This window comes from Rossellomorea marisflavi (assembly GCF_022170785.1).
GTDB lineage: Bacteria > Bacillota > Bacilli > Bacillales > Bacillaceae_B > Rossellomorea > Rossellomorea marisflavi_B.
This window is the reverse complement of the sequence record NZ_CP081870.1, coordinates 928,798-955,172: the sequence shown is the minus strand read 5'-3', so window position 1 is coordinate 955,172 and position 26,375 is coordinate 928,798. Positions and strand designations below refer to the sequence as shown.

Here is a 26,375-nt window from a genome sequence, read left to right as displayed (position 1 = left end):
TTTTCTTAAAACAGAGCAACCAGAAAAAGATCTCCATCTACATACTGTAAACGGAGATCTTTTTCGAAAAGAAAATTATTTTTTATCATCCTGCTCTGCCTTCCACCAAAGGGAGTCTTCAGGATTCTCCACGGCTTCTTGGTACTCGGATTTAGTCGCAACAGTCGGATACGATCCTTTGAGGGACTTACCGGACGTACTCGTGAACATGAACAAGATGATGAAGAAACCGATGACGCTGACAATGGTCAGATACCATGCAGGTGCCAAGTTGTTCCCTGTTTGGTGTACAAGCCATGTGGCAACCAAAGGGGTCGTCCCACCAAAGATGGAGACCGAGACATTGAATGTGACGGATAAGGTGCGATAGCGTACATCACTGAAGAACATGGATGGCAACGTTCCAGGCATGGTTCCTTCATAGCTCGCCAGTAGGATACCTAAGATCAAAATGCCCAGTGACACGAAGAGCAGACCATTGAGATTGACTAAGTAAAAAGCAAAAGCAGACAGGAGCGACAGACCACCCAACCCAATCAAGATGGTCGCTTTGTTGCCGATCTTATCGCTCAGTTTCCCGAACATGAGGGCCAGTGGAATCATGATGACCATGACACCTGTGATCAGGACCGTTCCCGTCGTGCTGGACAATCCGACGATTTCATCTAGATAAGAAGGCATATACGATAACAGCATATAATTTGTTATGTTAAAGAACGCTACTGCAACGAAACAAACGATAATGTCCTTTTTATGATTCTTGAAGATCGACACAAAACTTTCTTTTTTCTCATCCTCATTTTCATTGGCAAGTTCGTTTTCGAAAATCGGTGATTCCTCCAAGCTCTTCCTCAAGTACAACCCTACAAGGCCTAACGGCAAACCAAGCAAGAATGGGATTCTCCATCCCCATGAACTCATTTGATCGTCAGATAGCGTGATGAAAAGGATACTCGCGAGGAGAGAGGCCAAGATATAGCCGGTAAGGGTTCCGATTTCCAACCCACTTGCGAGGATATTCCGTTTATTATCCGGAGACGATTCTGCAATATACACCATGGCTCCGGCATACTCACCGCCCGTTGAGAACCCTTGAATGATCCTGGCAACAAGGAGCAATATCGGAGCCCATACCCCGATCTGATCATAAGTAGGAAGCAATCCGATCAGTAAGGTCGAACAAGCCATCAAGATGATCGTTGTTGTTAATACGACCTTCCTCCCTAACCGATCACCGATCCTGCCGAAAATAACCCCGCCAAGCGGTCGCATTAAAAAGGCAATGGCGAACGTTCCGAACGTGAAGATCAGCTTCAGTTCATCATTTTGGACAGGACTGAAAAAATTCTGACTGATGATAACGGCTAAATATGAATACAAACCAAAATCGAACCATTCCATTGCATTCCCTACACCCGTTGCGAATACACTCTTCTTGGCCTTTTCAATACTAACAACGTTGATTTTCTTCTTATTGAATTTCATATACTATTGTCAACTCCTTTGATGTGAATGGATTTCTACATGAAATACCAGGTTGCCTGAATAATCGTTTATGATTTCAACTTCTACTTACTGAAAAGGCCTGTTACTGTATGATAGTACCCTGTATTCAAAAAATATATTCCTCCTCGACAAACCGGCTTCTTGTCATGTGTAAGTACACCTCTATTGAGCCTTTACCATCCTACTTTAGTATTTGCCACAACCCCTATTGCTATTAGCAACGCGAACCCGATATAAAAACCAAAGCAGCCTCCATTGGGAGACTGCTTTGGTTGGGTGGTGCTTAGGGACGGTTCCGGTGCGTCATTTATGATTTCTTTTTCTGATAAAACGAATAGCCTGTGAATCCAATCCCCACCACAGCCAAGAGTATCGAAAAGACTAACGGAACGGTTCCGATCCTCCGAAACGCCGTCCCGAACACACCGTAGCGCGAATCCCAACCAAACCCTTCTTTGCTTAGAACCGTGGAATAAATCGCTGCGGTAATCAACGTCGATCCATATAAAATGGCACTGGATAAGATCAGGACCAACCCTGTCGCAAGTTTCTTCATGAGTATTCCCCCGATGTCTGATTTTGGACGACGCATGGGGACGGTTCCCATGCGTCATGCATAAAACCCAATGGCATTCAAGATTGCGACCCCGACCACCGTCACCAGGATCCCCGTCAACGCCGCAACGAAGGCCGACTCCATCTTCCTCGTATCCCACCATACCGTCACCCCGACGATGACCGTGAAGATCAACCCGAAAAAGATCGACGCCATGGGATTCGTCGGCGTAAGCCAGTCGTACCAGGATAGAAAGTCCATATCACTCACCTCCGCTCCAGAATCACCTTACATATATCATTCCACATAAAGGAAATAATTCCTTTTTACTAAATGGGGACGATTCACGTCAAGCCTGCGCCGTCAACGGATGCTTCACCCCGTCAGGAATCCCTACCCCGCTCTTAATGGGCAGGACGAACAGCACGTCATCCCCGTGGAATACATCTGCCTGCATCTCTTCCGTCTCCTCCGGTGTGAAATGGAAGACGATCTGCCGTGTATCATCGTCTGCAAGCTTTTCGGCAATCTTTCTGACATCCACGGTTTCGCGGCATGCGACATCAAACAGATCAAGCCTCTCCCCGTCACGCTGGAACATCACCACCGCGTCTTCTTCCTCGAGATAATAAAGGTTATCCGGGAAGGCATAGAGAGCATAGAACATGAACAGCTCACCCGTGTTTCTCGTCCCGAAGCGAGTGGATACCGGCAGCCTGTCCCTGGCGATCCCGTATACAAGATCGCGGTCTTCGTCCTCCTCCATATCAAGCTTCCTTGCGTTCACTTTACCGACGGTGCCTGGCACCATGCTGAACAGCATTTCTTGCTGCGCCTGGAATCCGAACTTCGGGTAAAACTCCAGTACATTTTGATTGGCAAACAGATAGAAGAAGTCGACCTGATCCCGGTATTCCGCCAGCACGCTCTTCAGGAGATCCGTCGATAAACAGCGATTCCGGTAGTCGGGATGGGTCATGACGGTCCCGATCTGGATCGCCTTCTTTTCTTCTCCTGCTATGGTAAAGTCGATCAGGTTCACGGACACGTTGGCAATGACCCGGTCTCCTTCGATATAGGAAAATGGCACGTACTTCTCTGTCCAATATCCCCTGGCATGCCACTGTCCAAAATGGATGCCGAATGTGTCCTCTGCAAGCTGGTTGAAGCTGTCACGTAAGTTCTGATTCTCCCGAACGTTCTTTCTAAATTCCACGCACATTCCCCTTCTCTTTGTCAATTTCAACTAACGCTGCTACCTGTTCCTTCTATCATAACAAAAGGAAAATTATAACAAAACTATTTTTTCACTCAACAAAAAATCACCCGGAACCTCCTGTGAAGGTCCCGGATGATTCCGGTGATGATCTTATAGATCGATGGTGTCTCCTGCTTTCATGACGCGGCCTTTGCTGTCTTCAAGCATCTCGACGAATTTATGCGGATCCTGCTTGATCGGCGGGAATGTATCGTAATGGACAGGAACGACTTCCTTCGCTTTCAAGAACTTAGCGGCAAGTGCTGCATCCTCTGGTCCCATCGTGAAATTATCCCCGATTGGAAGGAAAGCAAGGTCGATCGGATGGCGTTCACCGATCAGCTTCATGTCGGAAAACAAACCTGTATCTCCTGCGTGGTAAATCGTCTTCCCTTCAGCCATCAAGAGGAAGCCTGCCGGCATGCCGGTATAGATGATTTCGTTATCTTCTGTTGTATAGCTTGAGCTATGGAATGCCTGGGTGAATTTCACCTTACCGAAGTCGAACTCTCGCGCTCCGCCGATTGACATCGGATGAGTATTGAGGCCCTGAAGGCCAAGATAGTTCGCCAGCTCGTTCGGTGCAATCACCAAGGAGTCATTCCTTTTCGCGATGGCGACAGTATCACCCACGTGGTCGTTATGTCCGTGGGTCAGGATGATCACATCAGCTTTGACGTCATCTGCATTTAGATCGGTATATTCATTCCCGTTGATGAACGGATCAACAAGGATCGTTTTTCCGTTGGTTTCGAATTTCACCACTGAGTGGCCATGATATGAGATCTTCATCATTATCTCCCCGCTTCCGTAAATGTTTACAGACGTAGTTTACCCGTTTGATCAGCCGGTAAAACAGAATGGTCCTTTACAATGAACACTTCTTCGGATTGCTGAACCGATTGAAAATCATCCGTGAACAGAACGCATGACTACCGGCTGCTGTGAGGCAGCCTCTTGTAGCGTTCACTGTCCATACTGCTCCCTGATCCAGCCCGCATCATTTAAGAAGTCGGCTCTGGATAGCGTTTCTCTTCTCAATCGCTCCCGGTACGCTGTGATTGTCCCGTCATGGGATACCACGTACACGTGATGGGCGCCCTGATCCTCAGCCCACCGTAAAAAGACATCTGCGCATTCTGCAAACTCGTCATGGGGCAAGACATTGATACCTGACGTCCACATGTTTCGGTCCATCCCTGATCCCAACTCAAACCCAGGAAATTCGGTTCCAATTGTCTCCTGGTCGAGCATCCGGTCACATGGAAGGGTCATTGCCCCCTGCTTCTGCGGGAACATCCTCGGGGACACCAACGGATGCACGACCCGCCTGCACCCCGATTCACCGGCAATCAAGGAGGCCGTTTGCAAGGTCCTTCGCGTAGGGCTCGCCACCACTAGATCATCCTTCGTGACATCGAAAACGGACGAAAGGCTTCTCGCCTGCTCTCTCCCCGCTTCCGTCAATGACGGGTCCTCCAACTGAAAGCTTTCCGGCAGGCTCAGCGTATGCTCCCCCTGCCCATGTCGGATGAATGTGATCTCCATTGGCTACCCCTCCTTTGACGCATGTGTCATTTCCATGATCACATACGTCTTGCCGCCTTTGGTGAAGCGGCGGTCGGTTTCACGAAGACCGAACCGGGTATAGAAGCCGGCTTTCTCGATGCGTGCGTTGCACCAGATCCGGCGGATGCCCATGGCTTTTAGTTCTTCGAGTACATAGTCAAGCAGTCGGCTCCCGTAGCCCTTTCCCTGCTCTTCATCAAGGGTGGCAAACTTCCTGAACTGACACTCCCTTTCCTCGATGAAGAGGGAGATGACGGACTTCAGGTCACCTTCATGAAAGAGTCCGTAGTGCAGGGCCGATTCATCGCCCTCCACCTTGATATAGTCATAGGGTCGGTCCGGCCACATGACGGTGTGGCGGAGCTCCCAGGCTTGCGGGTGATCGATTTGTTTAATCATGTCAGGCTCTCCTTTTGGATGCACGTTTGATTGTAAAGAAGTTGGAACTGATGGCCACTAGTGCACCGATGACCAACCCCATCTTCTAGTAGCCTTCCTCGTTGAATTCTGAATACAGAAAAGAGCTTAGCACAAAGAGTATGAACCCCATCGCAAAAAGGATTTTCCCCGTCATGGTGAATTTCTTCAACATGATTTCCACCCCCATTTATCTCTCTTTGATGAATAACCGCTCGTAAAAAAACTTCTCTATTACCATATCATATCCCCTGTACGATTTCCTTTTATTTTCCATAAACAAAGACACTCACGCTCCCGCAAGTGTCCCTGTCGCTCTTATTCCACTACATCCACCGAAATCAGATCCTCCACCCGCACCTTGACGAATCCTTCATCTCCGCACTCAAGTATCAGCTTCCGGTCCCGCTCATTGAGATAATGAACCGTCCCCGTCGTCATTTCACATTTCCCCTTCAATTCATTCCAGATTTTCATACGTAGGGGAAGGTGGTACTCCATGGCGTAGCGGATCCGTTCCTCCATCTCCGTCATGGCAAAGATGTCGACTTCAGGCTTCTGATCGCGCTCGAAAACCTCCCAAATATCCCTCAGTTCCTTGACGTGCTCCGGGAGCATGAGCGACGTCCATTTGATTTTCCCTCTGTCTCTTATCATTTCAATCACCTCTTTCCGGTAGTATAACCGAACATCTGTTCTTTTACGAAATGAGACGTATTGAGACAGAAGGCTTATAGGCTGCCAATTATCTCCACCCATTTACCTAGATGATTGGGAACGGGATAATTCCTCTATAAAAAAGGAATTAACCAGGTAGCCTCGAATGACTAGTCGAGATGATTATTAGAGAGGGGTACTCAAAATGAAGAATGGTGCCGCAAAAGATGTTCTTGAAGTATACAAAACGGCCGTTTACGAACAGGATGTGGAGAAATTCTTATCTATCCATGCCGAGGATGTTCACATTTATGATTGTTGGGGCAACTGGGAATGCAGAGGGATCTCAGAGTGGAGAAAGAATGTGATCGAATGGTTTACAGGTTTGAGAGAAGAAGGAGAGATCCTCAAAGTCCTATTTAACGAAATAAAGGTAGAGGAAAGCAATACAGTCGCTTTTGTTCATTGTGAAGTGGTGTTTGCTGCGTATACGAAAGAATCGGAAGAAAAACTTCGACAGATCGCGAACCGGTTTACATTCGGTCTCAAAAAGATTGAGGGGTCTTGGGTCATCGCCCATCAACATTCTTCGTTGCCGATCGATATGAACACGGGAAAAGGAATGTTCCACCTGAGATGAAAACCGTAAAAAGCTTCTTCCCTCCACATAATTGCTGAAGGGACGAAGCTTTTTTCAAATGGGAGGAACCTCTCTATCCCCTTTACCTCCACCTTATGTCTCATACCAACCCGGCCTTTTGCCCGTCGAATCCACCCGTTCGTCAAGGTACAGTATAGAAAAGGAGGTCATGACCATGATCAAAGGATTATACGAAGCCCATCTTCCCGTAAGGAGCGTAGATCGTTCCATCGCATTCTACGAGGGGCTGGGTTTGGAGCTCTCCCACCGCGCAGGGGACGGGCTTGCGTTCATGGGGATTGAGAAAGAAAGAAGCTGGCTCGGGCTATGGGAAACGGATTGTGTGGAACTCGCGTATCACCCTTCCATCCGGCATATCGCCTTCCACGTTTCACTGGAAGAATTGAAGCAGTCCGTCCCCTGGCTGATCGAGCGCGGCTGCACACCCCGCAAAGCATTCGGATTCGAACCCGTGGAACCGTTCATCATGGCACATAACGGGATGGCCCACGCAAAAATCCACTTCCCCGATCCCGACGGCAACAGCCTGGAGCTGATCTGCCCCCTTGAAAATCCGGGAGATGCGAACGGGATGATGTATTTGAGTGAGTGGATAGCAGAGAACTAAAACACAATATGATTCCATTAGAAGATAGAAGAAACGACTTAGACTGTATCACGACTAAGTCGTTTTAAAAATGGTCTATTGCAATCTACCTCAATCGTACATTTTCCTTTTCATAAAAAGGATGTACGCCAAGCTTTTGATCCTGCATTCTATCCTTTGTTTCTAAAGAAGTAACAAATAAGGAAAGGGTATCTACATTTGTAAATAGTGGAATATTGTGTTGAACAGCATTCTTTCTCAGCTCCTTCTCCCACTTACTCTTACCTCTTCGCAAATCGATCACGATCCCTATCGATTTTTGTTTCATTTTCCTGATTAATTCAGATAAGATATCTTCAGATAAACTGATTGTTTTTATGTTTTGATTTAAATGACCCGTACCTTTTTTCTCACCCTCAACAAAGAGGAACTCTGAGGTGTGGCAAGACAATCTTTCAAGAAGCTGTTCAAGATGGTCATTGATGAAATCTACTAGAATTAAAGCCTGTTCTTCTCCAATTCCCAAGCTCAGCCCAGCTGCTTGAAAAGACTTTAATACCGCTAGGTCGAATTGTTTGTCATATCCAATTACTTCTCCAGTAGACTTCATTTCGGGTGTAAGAATGGGATCAATAGCTGTCATTTTGGAGAAAGAGAAGACCGGCGCCTTCACATAGAATACATCATCCCTTGGTCTTTCATTCTTCGACCTATCATCTGATGAAAGCGAGTATCCCAACTGACAATTGGTAGCGAGGGCAGCCATGTTAAGATCTGAGATCTTACTAATAAATGGCAATGTTCTACTTGAGCGTAGATTTATCTCGATTAAGTAGATTTGTTGGTTGGAATACACCGCTTGAATATTAACTAATCCTTTGATCTTCAAAAATCGTGTGAGCTTGTTTGTCAACACGGTTAGTTCATCAAGGACTTTCTTTCCGAGCTTTCGAGGTGGATAGATTGCCATCGAATCACCGGAGTGAACCCCGGATTGTTCAATATGCTCCAAAACTGCTGGTATGACTGCTTTCTCACCATCACAAATCGCATCTAATTCCAGTTCAATCCCTTCGATGTACTGGTCGATATGGAGCGGGTTCCCCTTCGCAAAGTCATATCGTGATAGGTACGACTCTAACTCTCCATGATATGTGATGACCTCCATATCACTGCCACCAATTACGTAAGAAGGACGCACGATGAGCGGATAACCTAGATCAGATACTACTTCACGGGCACGATTGATAGTCAACACTGTTTCACCATTAGGATGAAGGATATTCAACTCCTCTAATGCACAAACAAGTTCACCACGGTTCTCACCTATCTCGATGGATTCAACCGAAGTCCCAAGAACGTTTACCCCCCTATCCTTCAACTGCTTGGCAAGATTAATGGCCAACTGACCACCGAATTGTACGAGTACGCCCATAGGTTGTTCAAAATCAATGATATTCATGACATCCTCTACCGTCAGGGGTTCAAAATAAAGTTTATCTGAAATACTGAAATCGGTGGAAACCGTTTCTGGATTATTGTTGATAATAATTGATTCAAATCCGTTATCCTTAACCGCTTGGATCGCATGGACAGTTGCATAATCGAATTCTATTCCCTGTCCTACTTGAATGGGGCCAGATCCTAAGATGACTATTTTTTCTTTATGAGATGGAGAGGCATCGTTGAACTGCTCATAGGTACTGTAGTAATATGGCGTATAAGATTCGAATTCTCCTGCACACGTGTCGACCATTTTATATACTGGAAGCATTTGTGACGCTATTCTTTTTTTATAGATATCTTGCTCTGCACTGCCTTTGAGTAAAGCAATCTGATAATCAGATAATCCCATTTTCTTAGCCTTAAGTAAAAGTTTAGCGTCTACACGTTGACTTTTAATCTTACTCTCTACATCTATGATTTTCTTGATCTTATACAAAAAATACCGATCCACTTCTGATACTTCAAAGATGGTATCAACCGACACGCCTCTTCTAAACGCTTCTGCAATCAAAAAGATGCGATGGTGATCAGGGGAGCTCAGTCTAGTGAGATTCCCATCCTCCCAATCAACTTGTCCCAACCAATATTGCTCATATTTCCGACTGACTGACCGAATTCCTTTCATCAAGGCTTCTTCGAACGTTCGCCCGATGGCCATCACTTCTCCAGTTGCCTTCATTTGTGTTCCAAGCTGATCAGGCTCAAGTCCGAATTTTTCTGAAGGAAAGACAGGAATTTTCACAACGGCATAATCCAATACAGGCTCGTAGCAAGCATATGTAGTTTTAGTAATGGGGTTTTGGATTTCATGCAGACCTTTTCCTACTGCCAGTTTGGCAGCAATCTTGGCAATCGGGTAGCCTGTTGCCTTAGAGGCCAATGCGGATGAACGGCTCACCCTTGGATTTACTTCAATAATGTAATATTGTTTGGTATTAGGATGAAGTGCGAATTGAATATTACATCCTCCAACGATGGATAGATGGCTGATGATTTTAAGGGCGGAAGTACGGAGCATCTGATAGTCCTTATCGCTCAATGTCTGACAGGGTGATACGACGATGGAATCACCGGTATGAACACCGACAGGATCCAGGTTTTCCATGTGGCATACAATGACCGCTTGCCCATAGCTATCCCGCATCACTTCCATTTCAACTTCTTTGAACCCTTTAATGCTTCTTTCAACTAAACATTGACCAATTGGAGATAAAGAAAGACCGTTGCCAGTAACCGACTCCAGCTCTTCGAGGTTATGACATATACCTCCACCCGTTCCCCCTAATGTGTAAGCCGGTCTCACGATGAGCGGAAAATCAAATTCACTTGCCACTTCCTTAGCTTCTTTGATGGACGTGACGATTCGACTTTCAGGAACGGGCTCATGAATATCTAGCATCAACTCTTTAAATAGTAATCTGTCTTCCCCTTTCCGAATTGTCTCCGCTGTTACACCTAAAAGAGTGACCTGATGATCTTGCAGAAAGTTCTCCTGATCAAGTTCATAGGCGATATTCAGTGCCGTTTGTCCTCCTAGGGTGGCCAATAGTGCTTGAGGCTTTTCTTTTATAATAATAGTCTTTACATACTCTACTGTTAAGGGTTCCATATAGATCTCATCAGCGGTAGTCTTGTCTGTCATGATGGTGGCAGGATTGGAGTTAACTAGAAGGACGTAATACCCTTCTTCCTTCAATGCTTGGCATGCTTGAGTTCCAGAGTAATCAAACTCTGCAGCCTGACCTATTACAATTGGACCTGATCCAATCACCAGTATCTTTTTTGGGTTACCGTACATGGACTTTCCCCCTTGCTTCTTGTTCCTTTTTAAAATCACGCTCGATGAAGGAGTGAAAGAGCTCATTAGAATCCATCGGCCCAGGAGATCCTTCAGGATGATATTGAACCGACATGACCGGATACGTTTTGTGCATGATCCCTTCCACAGTTCCATCATGGAGTGCTGTCTGGATGATCTCCAAATCCGTTTTTATTATACTTTCTTTCCTAACAGTATAATTGTGATTCTGAGAGGTAATCTTCACAAGGTTGGTTCGATGATCTTTAACAGGGTGATTGGGTCCTCTGTGGCCAAACTTCATCTTTTCCGTATCCGCACCACACGCTAGGGCGATAATCTGATGACCTAAACAAATGCCGAAGATAGGATAGTCTGGAATCAACCTTTTCACTAGTTGAATTACATATGAGGAGTCCTTAGGGTCCCCCGGTCCATTTGAAAGAATAATTTTATCCGGAGACAAACGGTGAATCTCTTCAATGGACGTGAATGCAGGGACCACCGTAAGACAGACACCTCGACCAGTGAGCTCCTTCATAATCCCCTTTTTCAGGCCTAAGTCTAGTACCAGCACATGCTCCCCTTCTCCTGGTATCGTGTAGGCATGCTGTGACGTGACACATTCGACCGAATTTCTCCCGTCCCCACGACCCAACTCTTTAAGCAATACTTCCTTCGGATAATCCAACGGGGCGATACTTGCCCTCATCGTTCCTTCCTCTCTGATCACTTTGGTTAGTTCTCTTGTATCTACCTCAGTGACAAACGGGATTTCTTCCTCCAATAGGTAGTCTGATACGGACATCTTGCTTTGATAATGAGAGGGAGTTTCGCACAACTCCTTCACGATCAGTCCCTTTACTTTGGGTTTGTTTGATTCCGAATCCCCATCATTTATCCCATAATTTCCGATTAACGGATAGGTCATGACAACGAATTGACCATGATAGGAAGGATCCGTCAAGACTTCTTGATAACCAGTCATTCCCGTACAGAATACAATCTCCCCTATATATGGTCTTTCTCCGCAAATGCCTGTACCGTGAAACTCGATTCCATTTTCCAATAGGATCTTTAACTCTTGCACCGCCTTCACTCCCCAACGTTCATCTCTCGACCAAATTCGAAACAACGAGTGATAGCCGAGTAAACGAACCATCACTCATTTGCACCTCAATGCTTGATCGGAACTCTTGCAGCCTTTGATATTTTGTTCTTGGCATTCGCATCAGCATTTCCCATCCTGCTTCCAATCAGTTGATTCATACGTTTTATTGTAGGGTTTTCGAATAAATCAATCAGTTTGACTTCCGTGTGGAACTGATCAAGGATTTCGTTTAGTAGTCGGATGGCTAACAAGGAATGGCCCCCCAGGGCGAAGAAATCATCATTCTTCCTTAAACTAGTCTCTATGTGAAGTATTTGCTTCCATATCCCCGCCAATTTCTCCTCCTCTGGCCCTACTAATTGATCATGGTCTCCGTCAGCCCATTTCGGATGTGGAAGCTTCTTTCGATCCACCTTGCCATTTTGGTTGATTGGGAGGTTCTCCATCTTCACCATGAGAGGAATCATGGAGATTGGGAGGTTCTCCAAGAGTTGTTTCCTGACTTCATACTCGCTGATTTCCGCTCCTTCTTCAGGGACCATGTATGCCACTAAGTATTCTCTTTTTCCCTCTTCCACTTTTGTCACGATCGCTTGCTTAATCACTGGGACTAGATTTAAGAAGTATTCCACTTCATTCAGATCGATTCTTACCCCGTTAAGCTTGACTTGAAAGTCCTTTCTTCCTAAGATCTCTACAAATCCATTGGGATGATATCTCCCTATGTCACCTGTGAAGTAGACCAGGTCCTCCTTGTCGGTAGACAACGGATTTTGACTAAATGTATCATTCCGGTTCAAATACCCCCTCGTCCGGTAAGGAGTCTTGATGACGATTTCCCCTGGTTCATTCACTCCAGAGAGCGATTGCTGCGTATTCAAAATCAGCACCTCCGTTTCAGGGATGGCCTGTCCGATTGGAACAATGGACAGTCTTTCCTCATTGGGGCCCACCCTATGAAAGCTCTTTGCCAAAGTGGTCTCAGAAGGGCCATAGAGATTGACCACTTCTGCACCATCGCCAATGATTTCTTTCCACTCTGTGACCAGGTCATAAGGCAACGGTTCCCCAGCGAAAAAGGTCAACCTAATCAAAAGCCCCTTCGTACTGGTATGTTCCATCCATCGTTTCACTAAAGATGGTACGGCGTGGACAACCGTAATTTCCTTCCGCTTCATCCAATCAATCTCTTCTTCATTGCCGTCCGGTATGCAAAGCGTTGCACCGCTAATGAGCGGAAGGAAAACATCACGGAGATACACATCAAATCCTGGGTTGGTAAGTTGTGCTATGCGATCAGATGGTTGAATGTCAAACTCTCTTCTTTGCCAGCACAAAAAGTGATTCAAGCCTTTTTGATTGCCCATGATTCCTTTTGGCGTACCTGTCGAGCCGGAAGTGAAGTAGATATAGGCGTCAGAATTGTGATCTACGGTTGAATCCCCCAATAAACCTTCTGTCAGATGATCCGGCCCCGGAATAGAGATAGTGGGTGAAAAATAAAGGACATTCAGATCATCTCTCTCCGTAGCTGATAATACCTGATCGAAATCTACGAATAGAGAGACCTCTGCTTCCTCAAGAATCCTCTTGATCCGGTTCTTAGGGGTATCTACATGGATAGGCACGAACACATATCCGTTTACCATCATACTCACGATGCTTGTAATATAACGGAACGAGCTCTTTCCAAATAGAGCGATACGGTCACCTTTGGATAGGTTCAGGTTCCTAAATGCATGTGTATACCCATTGGCATACTCCATCACATCTTTGTATGTCCATATAGTACGTTGTTCTTCCAAGGCGTCAGCCCGTAGATTGTCCTCAATGGCTTTTTTTAGGGTTTTAGCGAATGGCACTTTTTGAAGGCTAGGCTCAACCACAGCATTTGTATGTGTATGATTGATGTCAAGTCTTCCGACAGAAATATCCTGATTTGCTAACAATGATTCACAGACAGTGTTGAATTGGTGAAGAAAGGTTTGAATTCTTGTCTCATGGATCTTTTGCCCCTGAAAAACGACCCTTACACTCAGTGAGTCCTGGTCATCAATGAAATAGAAAGTTAGTAGGAATTTTGCCTTTGAATCATGGAATTTTTTTCTTTCGACTTCCAGATCAATTAGCCTTTCTTGATTCTGTTCGTAACTGATATAGTTCACAAGAATATCGAATAAGGGGTTGGAGTTCCCTGTCCGATTAGGCTGAACTTCCTCAACAATCTTTTCAAATGGGACGTCTTGGTGCATGAAGAGTTCTCTCACAGATTGACTTGTTCCCCTGATGACTTCATCAATTGTTTGTTCACTGTGTACACGGATCCTTAAGGGAAGGGTATTCAAGAATAATCCCATTGACTCTTCCCATTTTGAAGGACGATCGATGATAGGCGTCCCCATGATCAAGTCTTCTTGTCCATTGATCCGATGAAGCAGAATGGATAGAACAGAAGCCACGATAGTGAAATTAGACGAACCATGTCGCCTGCTTATTTTTTTTATATTTGTGAAGGATTTCTCGGAGAATGTCTGCGTCATCTGTTGAGTTTGCTCTTCTAAATTATGATTGTGTTGATCAAGTGGGAATTGGGTTTTAACCAGTTCACCGCTTAGCTTTCCTTTCCAATACTCTAGCTGATCTTTATAGAAAGTCGACGTACTATACTCTTTTTGGCCCTTTGCATACTCAAAATAGGAAGGGACATGCCTGATTGCTAATGGCTTTTTTTCTTTTAGACGATTATAGGTTTCAAACAACTGTTGTTCAAAGAATTCCAATGAGATTCCATCCATGACAATGTGGTGAAAAACGATATAGAAATGAAATTCAGATTGCTTTACCTTTACCAGTTTCATTCTGTACGGAGCATCCTCCTCTAGATTGAAAGGCTGTCTCAACCACTCATTGATGAGATGGTCTGTACCCCCCGCTGTCTCGAGATCAATCTGGACATCTATATCTCCCGCAATAGCATATGGCTTACCCTTTTCTAAGCGAAAGCGCGAATGGAGGATTGTGTTTTGTTTCAGTACATATTTAATGCTATCTCTAAAAATGTCCAGATCAAGTTCTCCACTCATTTTCACTCCATAAGGCATATGGTAACTATAATCCGCCGGGTCTAGTTGATGTAAAAACCACATTCGCTCTTGTGCATATGATAGGGGGTGGAATGGATTCCCTCCATTATTCGTTTCCTGTATACCTCTTGATATCCGCTCAGCCTTCACTGCCATTTCCCTGATGGTGGGAGAGTCAAATAAATCCCTTAGCCTTAAATCCGTGTTACATGAACGATTCACTCTTGAAATCAATTTGACCCCCAACAGGGAATGACCTCCTACCGTGAAGAAGTTACTTTCCACACTGATCTCCTCAGTCTCCAATAACTCTTCCCAAATACGGGACAACTGAATTTCCATCGGGGTTTCCGGCGGGAAATATTCCTCCTGATTAAATAAATCATTCTTACTAGGTTTAGGTAGAGCATGATAATCCAACTTGCCATTCTTATTTATTGGAAACGCAGCCAATTCAACCATGTACTTCGGCATCATATAATCGGGAAGCTTCCTACTCATAAACTGATGTAAATGGTTTTGTTCGAATGGTTCTTTCACAACCATATACCCGACTAACCCCTGCTTGTTGGAAGGATCAGCAAAGTGAACAATTGCATCTTTGATTGCTGAGAAAGCTTTAATTGAGGATTCGATTTCGCCCAGTTCAACCCTCATGCCCCTGACCTTTACTTGTGAATCCTTCCTTCCTGTAAACACGAGATTGCCATCCAATCGCAGGTACCCCTGATCTCCTGTACGATAAATCTTCTCATCTGGATGATAAGGATTTTGGATGAAGCTGTTCCTTGTTTTCTCAGGATCATTGACGTAGCCCTTGGCCAATCCTACACCACCAATATACAAATCGCCAATTACACCAGCTGGTACGGGTTTCATGGATTTATCAAGAACATAGATATAATTTCCTTGGATCGGCTTACCCACTGGGACAAATCGATCGCCGCCCACGTCTGAAAGCGTACATTCATAGCAGGTGGAATCAATGGAAACTTCTGTCGCACCCCATGAATTCAACAATCTGACATCCAACTTCGAGAAAAGGTCTTTGACGAGTGAGGTTGCAAGGGCTTCCCCACTTGAGATGATGGCACGAAGTGAAGGCATATCCTTTTCTTCTTCCTCACTAATTTCTTCAACGAAGAGTTTCAACATACTAGGGACGAAGTGAAGGATAGACGCATCATATTTCACAGTATCCTCTATGATGGCGCGTGGATCCTTATGTTCTTCAGGATTCATCAAGGCAACTCGAGCCCCGATTATTAGCGGCCAGAAGATTTCGACCGCTGCGTCATCAAACGAAAGAGTGGTTTTATGTAAAACAGTCTCCTCTTCCCTTAATTGATGATAGGATTGCATCCACTCCATTCGATTGACCCATCCTTGATGGTGATTGGCTACTCCCTTCGGTTTTCCCGTGGATCCAGATGTGTAGTAGACAGATACTACGTCTGTTCCCTCCACCACTATTGAATTCCCGCATCCATCTGCCTGATCCCAGTCAAGTCTGCTTACATCCATGATTGATGAAAACTCTGTCGAATGGGATTGGTCACCACAGACTACAATCACTTTTGCACGTGAGTCGGTTAAAATCTCTTCCACTCTACCCGGAGGCATACCGGTATCAATAGGTAAGTACGCTCCTCCAGCCTTCAAGATTCCGAGAAGTGACACCACCATTTCGGGCGAGCGGTCCATATTAATTGCGACGATGTCATTGCGAGAAACACCACGTTGAATTAAGTGGTCGCGGAGATAAGATGATCGTTCATCTAACTCCTTATACGTCAATTGATTGTCTCCTTGAATAACGGCTATATTTTCAGGGGTTCGTTTTGCCTGCGCTTCGAATAAGGTGTGCAAACCCACAGATGGGGCAACTTCATCGATGGTTTCTGTTAGCTGCTTCTCTTCTTCCTTTGTTAGCAAATTAAACTCTTCTATCCGACTATTCAGAGGTTTTTCATACAAGCCATCTAGCAGCTTTGAAAAATGCCTCGTAAATTGCTTTATTCTTCCTTTTGTAATGAGGAACGATTTGTACTCCCACCGGCCTAAGATCTCTCCCTCATTCTCTTCCAAAAACAAAGTAAGATCATATTTGGATGTATGATTGTTCACTTTTTCAGGCGCACCCGTTAACAGGGGATACTTATCGCGATTCAGCTTAGGCGCATTTTGGAAGGCCATCATGATATTCATGATAGGCGTGAGGCTGTATTCTACACCACTTCTCACTTCCTTCACTATATCTTCGAAAGGAAGATGCACATGCTTCAGGTGATCAACACTTTGCTTTTGAACATGACGCAAGAGACTGATGAAGGTCGACGTTTCATCAAACTGTGTCCTCCATGGCAAAGTGTTGACGAAAAAGCCCAGTGTCTGATCAAAGTGACCTCCCGGCCTTCCGGCAACAGGTGCCCCTACGATGATGTCTTGTTTATGCGTATATTTGTAGAGCATAAGTTGAAACAGACTCATGAGAACCATGAATTTAGTGGTACCGGTTTCCTTAGCAAGACGGTTTACCTTCTCCACTGACTTCCCAGGAATATGGAAATGGAAAGATTCACCTTCAAAAGACTCATTAGCCTCTTCGTGATAATCGGCGAATTTCACCTTTTCTACATTTCCTTCCAATACTCGAGACCAATAGTCAACCAGATTTTCTCTATGAATGAGTAAATGCTTTTTATGCCACTCAGAATAGTCTTGGTATTGAAGCAATTGGCTTGAATCCAGGCCCCTTTCAGGAGAATGATAAAAGGAAAGCAAATCCTCCAAAAAGATGGTGAAGGACCAGTCATCAAAAATACTATGATGAAAATTAAGGAATAACGTATGGTCTTCTGGACTTACTTTATAAAGAACCACTTCGAATAAAGTCCCTTTAGATAAATCAAATGCTCTCTTTGCTTTATCTTCAATGAACTCCTCCACATCATGAGGATTCATCGATGCATTCACCACTTCAAATGGAACATCTCCTCCTTCTACGTCCACTTTTTGCATGGGACGGCCATCGTTCTCTATGATCTTGGTTCTCAGAATCTCATGCTTCACCATCATCATTCGAATTGCCTTGTGAAGCCTACTCGGATCAACACCTCCTGTGAGCTTTACTTTATAAGGAATATTATACAAATGACGATTTACATCCAGTTTATCCCAGAACCACAACCTACTTTGTTGAGAGGATGCCTCCAACGTACTAAAATGCGATCTTTCCAACTGGGAACCTTCCGTTTGTTCTTGTCGACCCTCTACTAAACTTGCAAGGTCTTCAATGGTTTCCTGTTCAAACACGTCACCTATTGTTACCCTTACCTGAAAAGCATCCTCCAGCTCACTCGCCAATTTAATGGCATTCAATGAATTTCCCCCGACTTCAAGAAACCGATCCGTTCTATTCATGTGACTAGAGTCTAGTAACGAAGACCAAATGGTGTGAATTTTCTTCTCTGTCACACTCATCTCTTCTTCATGTGCTCCAGCCAATTCCCCCAAAACCTGATTGGTGATGAGCTGTCGATCGACTTTTCCGTTAGCATTGAGGGGCAGGGAATCCAGTACCACATATTCTTGTGGGAGCATATAGGCCGGTAGAGTACTTACTAATGCCTCTCTAATTTGTTTGACAGTTCCCTTATATGCTGGATCAAATACCAAAGCAGCCCGAATAATTGTTTCCCCGTTCTGATTGATTCTTGCCACCACTGCACTATCTTGAATCTCATCCTTAGCTTCCAGATGGGCTTGTATTTCATTTAGTTCAACCCGATAACCGCGAACCTTCACCTGATGATCGATCCTGCTCACGAATTCCAGTTGACCTTGAGGATTGACCCTTGCCAGGTCTCCAGTCTTATAGAGGGTATGATCATGTTTGCCTTCCTGCCAAGGATTCGGTATATATTTCTCTTTGGTCAAGAAATCATTCTGAAAGTACCCTCGGGTAATACCTAATCCGCTTATGTAGATTTCACCGATCTCACCAGGTACTACTGGATCAAGGTTCTCATCCAAAACCATGATAACCGAACACCCATATGGCTCTCCCAACGGAATGACACTGCCTGTCCTTTCCACTTGATCAATATCGTTGGCCATGACCCCGACCGTTACCTCTGTGGGTCCATAATGATTAAAGATCTTACATGTTGGATGGCGTTCCTTAATTTTATCCACCAAGCTCCATTTCAATTGTTCTCCACCAAGAATGATGTAATCCGGGATATAGATAGATGGCGTATCTCTATACAAAAGTGCCTCCATGTGGGAGGGGACTAATTTCATGCAGTTGACACCATACTCCCTGCAATAGATTCCAAGCTTTTCGGCATCAGTGATCATCTCTTCGGGGATGATATGTAGTGTCCCACCTGTTATGAGAGCGGCGAATATAGGTGTGACGGATAAATCTGCTGCAATCGTAGTAAGAAGGGTATAGTTTAAGGGTTTTACTACGTTCATATAGCCCAGTATTCCTTGAAGGTGGTTCAATACATTCCTGTGCTCAACTTGCACTCCTTTTGGCTCTCCCGTAGTCCCTGATGTAAAGATGGTATAGATAAGATGATGAATGGAAGCTCTATCGGAGAGGTTGGTCGTAGCATATTTTACGAGAGTTGAACGTTCAATATGATGCATGCTTCGTACATGATCTAAATGAAAGAACGATTCGTTAGCTGAATCAGTTAGAAGAATAGGAGAGTTTATTCTTTTTATGATCTTGGTCAAGCGATCACTTGGTAAAGCCGGATCTAACGGGACATAGTAACCACCTGCTTTCAGTATTCCTAGAATGGCTGTAATCATGTGAATGGACTTGTCCATGCATACGGCTACAGGTTCTTCCACGTTTAGCCCCTGATCTTTCAACAGATGCGCTACCTGATTGGACTGATGGTTCAATTCTTCATACGTCATTTCCTCATTTTTATAGCGGACGGCTACCCAATCAGGATGATGCTTAGCTTGCTCTTCAAACGAATCAATCACGGTCTTGGATTGATCAATTTCTGTCTCACTGACATATACACCATTGTTTCTCATGGTCACGTTGTCACCCCTTGGTTCCATTTTGAAAAAAATCCCCGTTGGAAACGGAAAAAATATCATTGACAATCATTTCGTGATTTACCTTCTTGTTTTCCAAACGTTCTCTCTTAGCAATCCTCTCCTGATGCAGCGCTTTAATATGAGCATTAAAGGGCAAATTGCCGAATTCTACAATCCGAATTGCTCCTAGATAGTCTCTGATCGGCATGACTGCTCCATGGTTATAGATGCTCGGCGCAAACGGTATATCCAAAACTCCTTTTGCAAACGATTCAATGATTCCTTCGGCCAGATCACCTTTGCCTAAACGAAACACTTCGTCAATAATAAGCATGGTTTCTTCTTGAATAATCTCCATTTCATCAGACACATCAATCGTCAGGCTCCCTAACTGGCTTCTGATCATCTTTACCATGTGATGGGACGTCCTGATTCCATTCATATTGGCCTCTAATGTAGGAATACCTTCCGCTTCATGGGGTGTTTTGATAATCATCTTTGTCGCACCTGCCAATACCGATGTGAGAGACCCCAAATTAATGACAGAATAGGCTTCAGATTCTTCACGTGGGAAATTACCCATCCACTGGTGATAAACGGTTGAAAGGTTAACATCATATCCGAACTCTTTAAAAAGTCGCGATGCCATCATCCTCAACGATTTCATGGCAGCTATATCCTGTGGAACGTGACCTACACTACCAAAGCCCAAGCTTATATTCTTGACCCCTTGCTCGGCCGCTAGTAAGCCCTCCATGATTGCAATAGCATTTGAGATGCTTGGCGGCACCAAAGTACCCGTCAAAGGTCCAAAAGGTTCCCGGTTTAATGAAATTCCCTTTTCCTCATAAACCCCGACTAACCGATCACAATATTGCCAGTTGATGATACTGCTTTCCAAACTCGCTTTTTTCGAGTAAGGAATGTTATAAGAGATGCCTCCCCCCTCATTGGAAGTCCATCCAGAAGCGTGTATAATTTCCGCTAGAAGCCTTCCGTCAGGTGACCCATGTCTGGCTTGAAGAGGGCGCGGTATGGCCTCACTCAACTTTCGGCACCCTCTTAACCCATGATTCACAGCGGGAAACCCATTAAGGACCGAGGTATCCTTTGTAAGACTTTCACTTAATCCTTGCTCACTTTTTCGATAAGCATTCTGCCTTGTATAGCTATCAATGGTAACAGGCATCACATCTGCTCCTGCTTTAATGAAACCTTCCAACAATGCAGTCTGGCCAGTAATGGTTGCTACTCCGCCCCTTGGCTGAAGCAATACCCTATTTACTTTCTTTGCTTCAGCCAAGACTTCAGGAAATGATTTGTGTGGCGGAAGGGACCGCAAGTATTCAACCGACTCATCTAAGTCAATCCAATGACCGGTTGGCCAACTTCCTAGAACCTGCTCCCTTATCCTGTAGAATATATCTTCAGTTAATTTTGCGTTTTTTGGTCGCATCTTCCTTCTCCGTGCCAGGGATTGAGTGTGTCCCCTTTTGTAATGAAATATCCGCGCGAATCCATTCTATTGCTTGATCAAGATCGGCGGATGGGTGAAAGGCACGATGGAATCCCATCTTAAGAAACTTTTTTTCCACCACTGCCCACTCATTTTTTCCAATTGCAAGGTTTCCTCCAATGTAAAGAAGCACTTGAGCCAATCCACTTTTAGTACAATTTGTAGCAAAGCCCCGGCAGTCTAGCTCAGCATGACCATAAAGGGATGAAACGATGATTGCATCAGCGTTAACTTCCTTAGCAGCTTCAATAAACTCTTCTTGAGAACATTGGACACCAAGATTATGAACGGTAAATCCCTTCTCTTGGAAAGCAAAGTGGAGAACTTTATTGCCCACAGAGTGGCAATCTTCACCTATGACACCCATCACAATCGTATGTGCATTCTTCATGTTATAACCCTCCCACTATAATGCCTCTTGTCAAAGACTAGACAAGAGGCCGGTTTCAATTGACTATACGATTTTATCTAGCTCCTTGGGGCATAGATTCTTTTATAAATTCGACCATCTTATTCAATGTGTTAAAGTTTGTGATTTGCATCGCGTTGATTTCAAGCTTATACTCGTCTTTTAAAATGGAGATGATTCGAAGCACGTCCATTGAGTCCAGCTTATAAGGAGAATCCGGTCCAAAAAGAATCGTATCTCCATCCACATCTTCTTGTAGATTGACCCCATATACTTCTGTAAATAATTCAACTACTTTTCGTTTAATTAGCTCATCCATTCCCAATTCCTCCTCATATCAGTAACTACCTCTTCTTCTTTTTATGTGTAGGTTTGGCCTTTACGTGGTCCTTGATAAACCCAGCGCTCCCCATATGAAACCTGCACCTATTCCACCGATTACAAGAGTATCTCCCGACGCTACTGCTTTCGTATTCATAGCCTGATGCAACACTGTCAACACAGTGGCAGCTCCTGTATTCCCAAATTTGTCAATGTTGATAGTGGTCTTATGATCAGGCTGACCAAGCTTTTTCAATACTTCCTGAATGATGTTCAGATTGGCCTGATGAACAATATAGTGGTCAATATCATCTGGTGTAAGTTCCATTTGATCAATAACCGCCTGGATCGAGTTTGGAAGGTGCTTAGTGGCCATATTCCATACTGTCCTACCATCCATTTTGATATAGTGCTCATCTTGCTTCACAGTCCATTCATTCGTTGGTTTCCTGGACCCACCTGCAGGAATCTCGACCTTATAAGACAACTCAGAGTCAAGTTCCCAAGATAAAAGATTATACCCATCAGCTTCATGATGAAGAATGACGGCCCCAGCTGCATCGCCAAAGAATACACGAGTGGTCCGGTCTTGTGGATTCGTATACTTAGATAAGGACTCTGCCCCGATGACCAGCACATGTTGAATTGAAGGATTCTGCAACAAATGGGTTCCCAAAAACAATCCATAGATCCCACCTGCACAAGCTGCCTGATTCATATCAATGGTTATCGCATTGTTGATTCCAAGAGCATCCTTTACAATGACCGATGTGGAGGGGAGAATCTGATCCGGAGTAAATGAGGCAATGATGATCGCATCAATCTCTTGGGCATCCAAACCGGCATTTTCGATGGCTTGTTTTGCTGCCTCAATACAGAGATCGGAGGTTGCTTGGTCCTCACTGACAAACCTTCTTGTCTTGATCCCGGTCTTATCCACGATCCATTCATCAGAAGTGTCAAGATGGCTGCTTAAGTCCTCATTTGACACCTCATTTTCTGGAACGAACATTCCCGATGAAAGGATCCCAATCGGTCTACTCAAAGTCATTACATTCTGTTTCTCTTTGACAGTTGTTTCAATCATCGCCAGTCCCCCAGTTATAATTTGAATTTCAAAGGATCAATGTTCGTTACGGTGAAATCCCGTTTTAAGATGGCTCCAAAAAAGTTACTGGGACCAATTACGTACACTTGTTCAATTTCATCTTCAAGCATTTTCTTATGAACTAGAGTAAACTTCACTGGGTGATCGACACTTTTCAACATCTCTTCCTTTAAATCTTCTCCTGCTACAATGTACCTCCCATCCAAGTCTGACACAAAAGGTTTTGAACATTCAGAAAAATGATAATGAGAGTAGACCTCTCGATCCAATCGATCTCTCAGTTCCTTCAGATTACTTGTATGGCTTAGTTCAGCGGTGTGTATGGACGTGCTTTTCCCCTGAACTTTTATCATTTGTTTGAGTTCATTAACGGTCTCTACCGTCGAACCGATTCCAATGAGGTCATCCGAAATGAATACTGATATCTCAATCCATTTACCTTGAGATCTGAATGATTCTACAATGTCTTCCAAATCATCCAACGAATATTTGTAAATGAAATGTGTGCAATACTCAGCATCAAGATTACTCAAGTAGGAATCTTCTACAAGAGCTGTATCTCTTACCATCTTCAAGGCATCTGAAAAATCGATGCTTCCCAAGAAAATCCCTGCAGGTGTAATACCGAAACTGGATCCGATGATATAGTCAGGGTCTACACCAGGATGACGCTCTTGAAATTCATACAACAAGGCAAGTGTGTTGACAAAGTATGAACAACGCACCGTCACAATAGACGTATCCCCGCTTGAGAATTTCTCAAGCAAAGGATAATCCATGCACCTCTCTGCTTCTTTATAAAGAGATTGGGCTATAGATGATTTCTCTATAAAGGTTTTAAAGTCCCGATATTCCGACTTGGCCATTCCAGGAAATAAAAAGACTGATTTACTCATCATACCCCTCCATGGTCAACTTCTGGTCATTTGGAAATCTTCAATCTCTAGGTAACTTTTAAGGGTAAACGATACATCAGTGAACTCCATCGATTTCACCAAAAACTTCCCTGGTCCGATAATATCAAGCTGCTCGACCCCCTCTTCTTTTAGAAGGTGAAGAATATCTGTCCATCTGACAGGCAGGACATACTGTTCTGTAAGAGACCGCTTGATCTCCTTCCCTTGAACCATCGGTTTTGCTGTATTGTTGCAGATGTTAGGAATAGATGGATTTTCAAACTCATGGCTCTCCATAAACGATTTCTTAAAAAGATCCCTAACTTCACCCATCATGGACGAGTGTGCGGGAGGACTGTAAGGGATATGCACACCGAGACCTCCGCTTTTCAATACGTCCCAGCCCATCTTTTCCAGCGCAGTCAATTCCCCAGTAATAATCATTTGATTATCTGCTGTGAACATACAAGGCGCCACATAATGACCCTGCTTGTTTGTTTCTTCCATTATTTCTAACAGCTTCTTCTGACTAATGTTATAGAACATATAATTGCCAAACCGATCATCGGAATAAATCGCCTTTTCACTCTCTACCATTGACACAATCATCTGTAGCATGGTTGCAAAAGAATAAGATCCACTTATATAACCTGATGTGATGCTACCAAGACTTGGGCCAGAGATAAAGGAATACTCCTCTAGGTTCATGTTCAGTCTCTTCAATAATCCACATGTGATAGAGACAATGCCGCATCTGCCAATGTGACTCTCATTGATCAACTTTTCATTATCCGAGAAGAAGGAATCATACAGAGAGATTCCCAATACCTCGCTTGCTTCATCGAAATAGGATTGAACTTCTTCGAATTGATTGTAATACTCCAGGAGATGCCCTGTTCTGATCGTCATTTGTGGGGGTAAGATTAGTGCTTTTTTCATCATTTTTCACCTATTTCACTAGATTGATAGACCACCATCTACAACCAAAGTCTGTCCAGTAATGTAACTGGCATCATCTGAACAGATAAATCCGACCGCCTTGGCGATTTCCTCCGGTTGACCAAACCTCTTTAAGTCAATTTGTTCCTTGTATTCAATCAAATCCTTCTCTTCAATTTCATTAAACATTCGCGTTCCCTCTATATAGCCGGGTGCGACGACATTAATTCTTACGTTAAAATTGGCAAATTCCTTGCTTAGTGATCGAGTAAGTCCGATAATTCCAGCTTTGCTGGCTGAATAGCTGCTTAACTTCGGAATCCCTTTGATTCCTGCAATGGAAGAGATGCTGACGATACTCCCTTTTCGAGCCATGAGCATAGGTAAGGAAACCGCTTTGATACAATTGATCGTGCCCATGATATTGGTTGATAAGATCTCTCCCCAATTATCGAGACTATTGATTGCTAAGGCCCTTTCGGCACTAACTGCTGCATTATTGATCAAAACATCAATCGATCCATGCTTTTTCCTCACTTGATTGAATACTTCTTCAACGTGATCATACTCTCTTACATCAAGGTGAATGGCTGTACAGGCTGAGGGGAATTCGTCATTAATTGTCTCGACCGTCTTTACCGCTTCTTCCTTATTGCGGAGGTAGGTGACAATCACGGTTGCCCCCTGTTCCGCCATGCGTTTGGCAATTGCTCTTCCAATACCTTGGGACCCACCCGTGACGATCGCGACTTTTCCTTTCACGATTTCCTTCACACTCCTAAATTTGAAAAGAGACTTCGTTGATTCTCGTAGTACCTCTTGAATTTATCTTTTGTTTCCTTTAATGTCTCAGGATCAAAAATATTGTAGTAAAATTCAGGATTCTCTTCGTAGTATTCATAATATTCATCTCGTAGGACTGAACAGATGACTGCATCATGGTAGGACCCATCAAGAAAATAATAATCTCTCAGAATTCCTTCTATTTGGGTAGTATGTTTCATGAGCATCCCGATGGTCCTCGTATTGTATAAGCCCGTCACAAACTGCAGGCGATGGGCATTCTTGAAATGGAACAGATAATCCATGACCAACTTTGTTGCTTCCACACCATAACCTTCATCCCAGATTGATGGATCCCCAATGGTCCCACCAATTTGATAATTACCCTGGGTTTTCACCTCATGCCAAGAGATAAAACCGATTTTTCTCCCTGCATTGGTCTTAACTCCTACGTATCTGGATTTGTCTTGCTTCATCTGTTCCTTCATTTCACTTAATGATACAAAGTTCAATGATCCGCTCATCAACGTGCTTGTAAGGTCGGATTGTCTCCACTGATAGATTAATTCCACATCTTCCTCTTCAAAGGGGACGAGTGTCACCATTAGGCCTTTCATCGTCACGT

General features: G+C 44.1%; 21 protein-coding genes. 2 read left to right on the top strand and 19 right to left on the bottom strand.

The window, feature by feature from the left end:
• Positions 1–75: 75 nt before the first annotated feature.
• The 8 genes from K6T23_RS05130 to K6T23_RS05095 form a co-directional block, all read right to left on the bottom strand.
• A complete protein-coding gene (locus K6T23_RS05130) occupies positions 76–1,485 on the bottom strand; it encodes an MFS transporter (protein WP_238283785.1) in 1,410 nt (469 codons plus the stop codon).
• Between the two features lie 328 nt (positions 1,486–1,813).
• On the bottom strand, positions 1,814–2,062 hold the full coding sequence (locus K6T23_RS05125; protein WP_238283784.1) for a phosphatase: 249 nt from the start codon (positions 2,060–2,062) through the stop codon (positions 1,814–1,816).
• Between the two features lie 54 nt (positions 2,063–2,116).
• Complete coding sequence (locus K6T23_RS05120) at positions 2,117–2,323, bottom strand: hypothetical protein (RefSeq protein WP_238283783.1); 207 nt, start codon at positions 2,321–2,323, stop codon at positions 2,117–2,119.
• Positions 2,324–2,411: 88 nt separating this feature from the next.
• Positions 2,412–3,278: a GNAT family N-acetyltransferase gene (locus tag K6T23_RS05115; protein ID WP_238283782.1), complete on the bottom strand. Its 867-nt coding sequence runs from the start codon at positions 3,276–3,278 to the stop codon at positions 2,412–2,414.
• A gap of 153 nt (positions 3,279–3,431) precedes the next feature.
• A complete protein-coding gene (locus K6T23_RS05110; protein ID WP_238284379.1) occupies positions 3,432–4,112 on the bottom strand; it encodes a metal-dependent hydrolase in 681 nt (226 codons plus the stop codon).
• A 174-nt stretch (positions 4,113–4,286) separates the two neighbouring features.
• Entirely contained in the window at positions 4,287–4,868 is a 582-nt protein-coding gene (locus K6T23_RS05105) for a histidine phosphatase family protein (protein WP_056533792.1), read from the bottom strand.
• Between the two features lie 3 nt (positions 4,869–4,871).
• A complete protein-coding gene (locus K6T23_RS05100; protein WP_056533790.1) occupies positions 4,872–5,288 on the bottom strand; it encodes a GNAT family N-acetyltransferase in 417 nt (138 codons plus the stop codon).
• Positions 5,289–5,624: 336 nt separating this feature from the next.
• Complete coding sequence (locus K6T23_RS05095) at positions 5,625–5,963, bottom strand: YolD-like family protein (protein ID WP_056533788.1); 339 nt, start codon at positions 5,961–5,963, stop codon at positions 5,625–5,627.
• 205 nt (positions 5,964–6,168) lie between these two features.
• Here K6T23_RS05095 and K6T23_RS05090 point away from each other — a divergent pair, with 205 nt between their 5' ends.
• Together K6T23_RS05090 and K6T23_RS05085 are read left to right on the top strand one after the other, a co-directional pair.
• On the top strand, positions 6,169–6,603 hold the full coding sequence (locus K6T23_RS05090; protein ID WP_056533786.1) for a YybH family protein: 435 nt from the start codon (positions 6,169–6,171) through the stop codon (positions 6,601–6,603).
• Positions 6,604–6,778: 175 nt separating this feature from the next.
• A complete protein-coding gene (locus tag K6T23_RS05085; protein WP_238283781.1) occupies positions 6,779–7,231 on the top strand; it encodes a VOC family protein in 453 nt (150 codons plus the stop codon).
• An 85-nt stretch (positions 7,232–7,316) separates the two neighbouring features.
• On the opposite strand, the gene carB is transcribed toward K6T23_RS05085, so the two are convergent.
• The 11 genes from carB to K6T23_RS05030 all read right to left on the bottom strand — a co-directional run bounded on the left by carB (position 7,317) and on the right by K6T23_RS05030 (position 26,367).
• Complete coding sequence (gene carB / locus K6T23_RS05080) at positions 7,317–10,514, bottom strand: carbamoyl-phosphate synthase (glutamine-hydrolyzing) large subunit (RefSeq protein ID WP_238283780.1); 3,198 nt, start codon at positions 10,512–10,514, stop codon at positions 7,317–7,319.
• Positions 10,504–11,604, bottom strand: a complete 1,101-nt coding sequence (locus K6T23_RS05075) for a carbamoyl phosphate synthase small subunit (RefSeq protein ID WP_238283779.1) — start codon at positions 11,602–11,604, stop codon at positions 10,504–10,506. Before K6T23_RS05075 ends, carB begins: the two co-directional genes overlap by 11 nt.
• Positions 11,605–11,690: 86 nt before the next feature.
• On the bottom strand, positions 11,691–19,772 hold the full coding sequence (locus K6T23_RS05070) for a non-ribosomal peptide synthetase (protein ID WP_238284378.1): 8,082 nt from the start codon (positions 19,770–19,772) through the stop codon (positions 11,691–11,693).
• Between the two features lie 10 nt (positions 19,773–19,782).
• The gene (locus K6T23_RS05065) at positions 19,783–21,234 is read right to left on the bottom strand and encodes a methylaspartate mutase subunit E (protein WP_238283778.1); all 1,452 of its coding nucleotides are present in this window, start codon (positions 21,232–21,234) and stop codon (positions 19,783–19,785) included.
• On the bottom strand, positions 21,206–21,685 hold the full coding sequence (gene glmS / locus K6T23_RS05060; protein WP_238283777.1) for a methylaspartate mutase subunit S: 480 nt from the start codon (positions 21,683–21,685) through the stop codon (positions 21,206–21,208). Before glmS ends, K6T23_RS05065 begins: the two co-directional genes overlap by 29 nt.
• 73 nt (positions 21,686–21,758) lie before the next feature.
• Entirely contained in the window at positions 21,759–22,022 is a 264-nt protein-coding gene (locus K6T23_RS05055) for an acyl carrier protein (protein ID WP_048005366.1), read from the bottom strand.
• Between the two features lie 60 nt (positions 22,023–22,082).
• A complete protein-coding gene (locus K6T23_RS05050) occupies positions 22,083–23,111 on the bottom strand; it encodes a 3-oxoacyl-ACP synthase III family protein (RefSeq protein WP_148796685.1) in 1,029 nt (342 codons plus the stop codon).
• A gap of 14 nt (positions 23,112–23,125) precedes the next feature.
• Positions 23,126–23,998 (bottom strand): hypothetical protein, encoded by an 873-nt coding sequence (locus K6T23_RS05045; RefSeq protein WP_238283776.1) that lies wholly within the window; start codon positions 23,996–23,998, stop codon positions 23,126–23,128.
• A 45-nt stretch (positions 23,999–24,043) separates the two neighbouring features.
• Positions 24,044–24,937, bottom strand: coding sequence for an ACP S-malonyltransferase (locus tag K6T23_RS05040; RefSeq protein WP_238283775.1), 894 nt, complete (start codon positions 24,935–24,937; stop codon positions 24,044–24,046).
• A 48-nt stretch (positions 24,938–24,985) separates the two neighbouring features.
• Entirely contained in the window at positions 24,986–25,741 is a 756-nt protein-coding gene (locus tag K6T23_RS05035) for an SDR family NAD(P)-dependent oxidoreductase (protein WP_231578962.1), read from the bottom strand.
• A complete protein-coding gene (locus K6T23_RS05030) occupies positions 25,738–26,367 on the bottom strand; it encodes a GNAT family N-acetyltransferase (RefSeq protein ID WP_048005370.1) in 630 nt (209 codons plus the stop codon). Before K6T23_RS05030 ends, K6T23_RS05035 begins: the two co-directional genes overlap by 4 nt.
• Positions 26,368–26,375 lie beyond the last annotated feature (8 nt).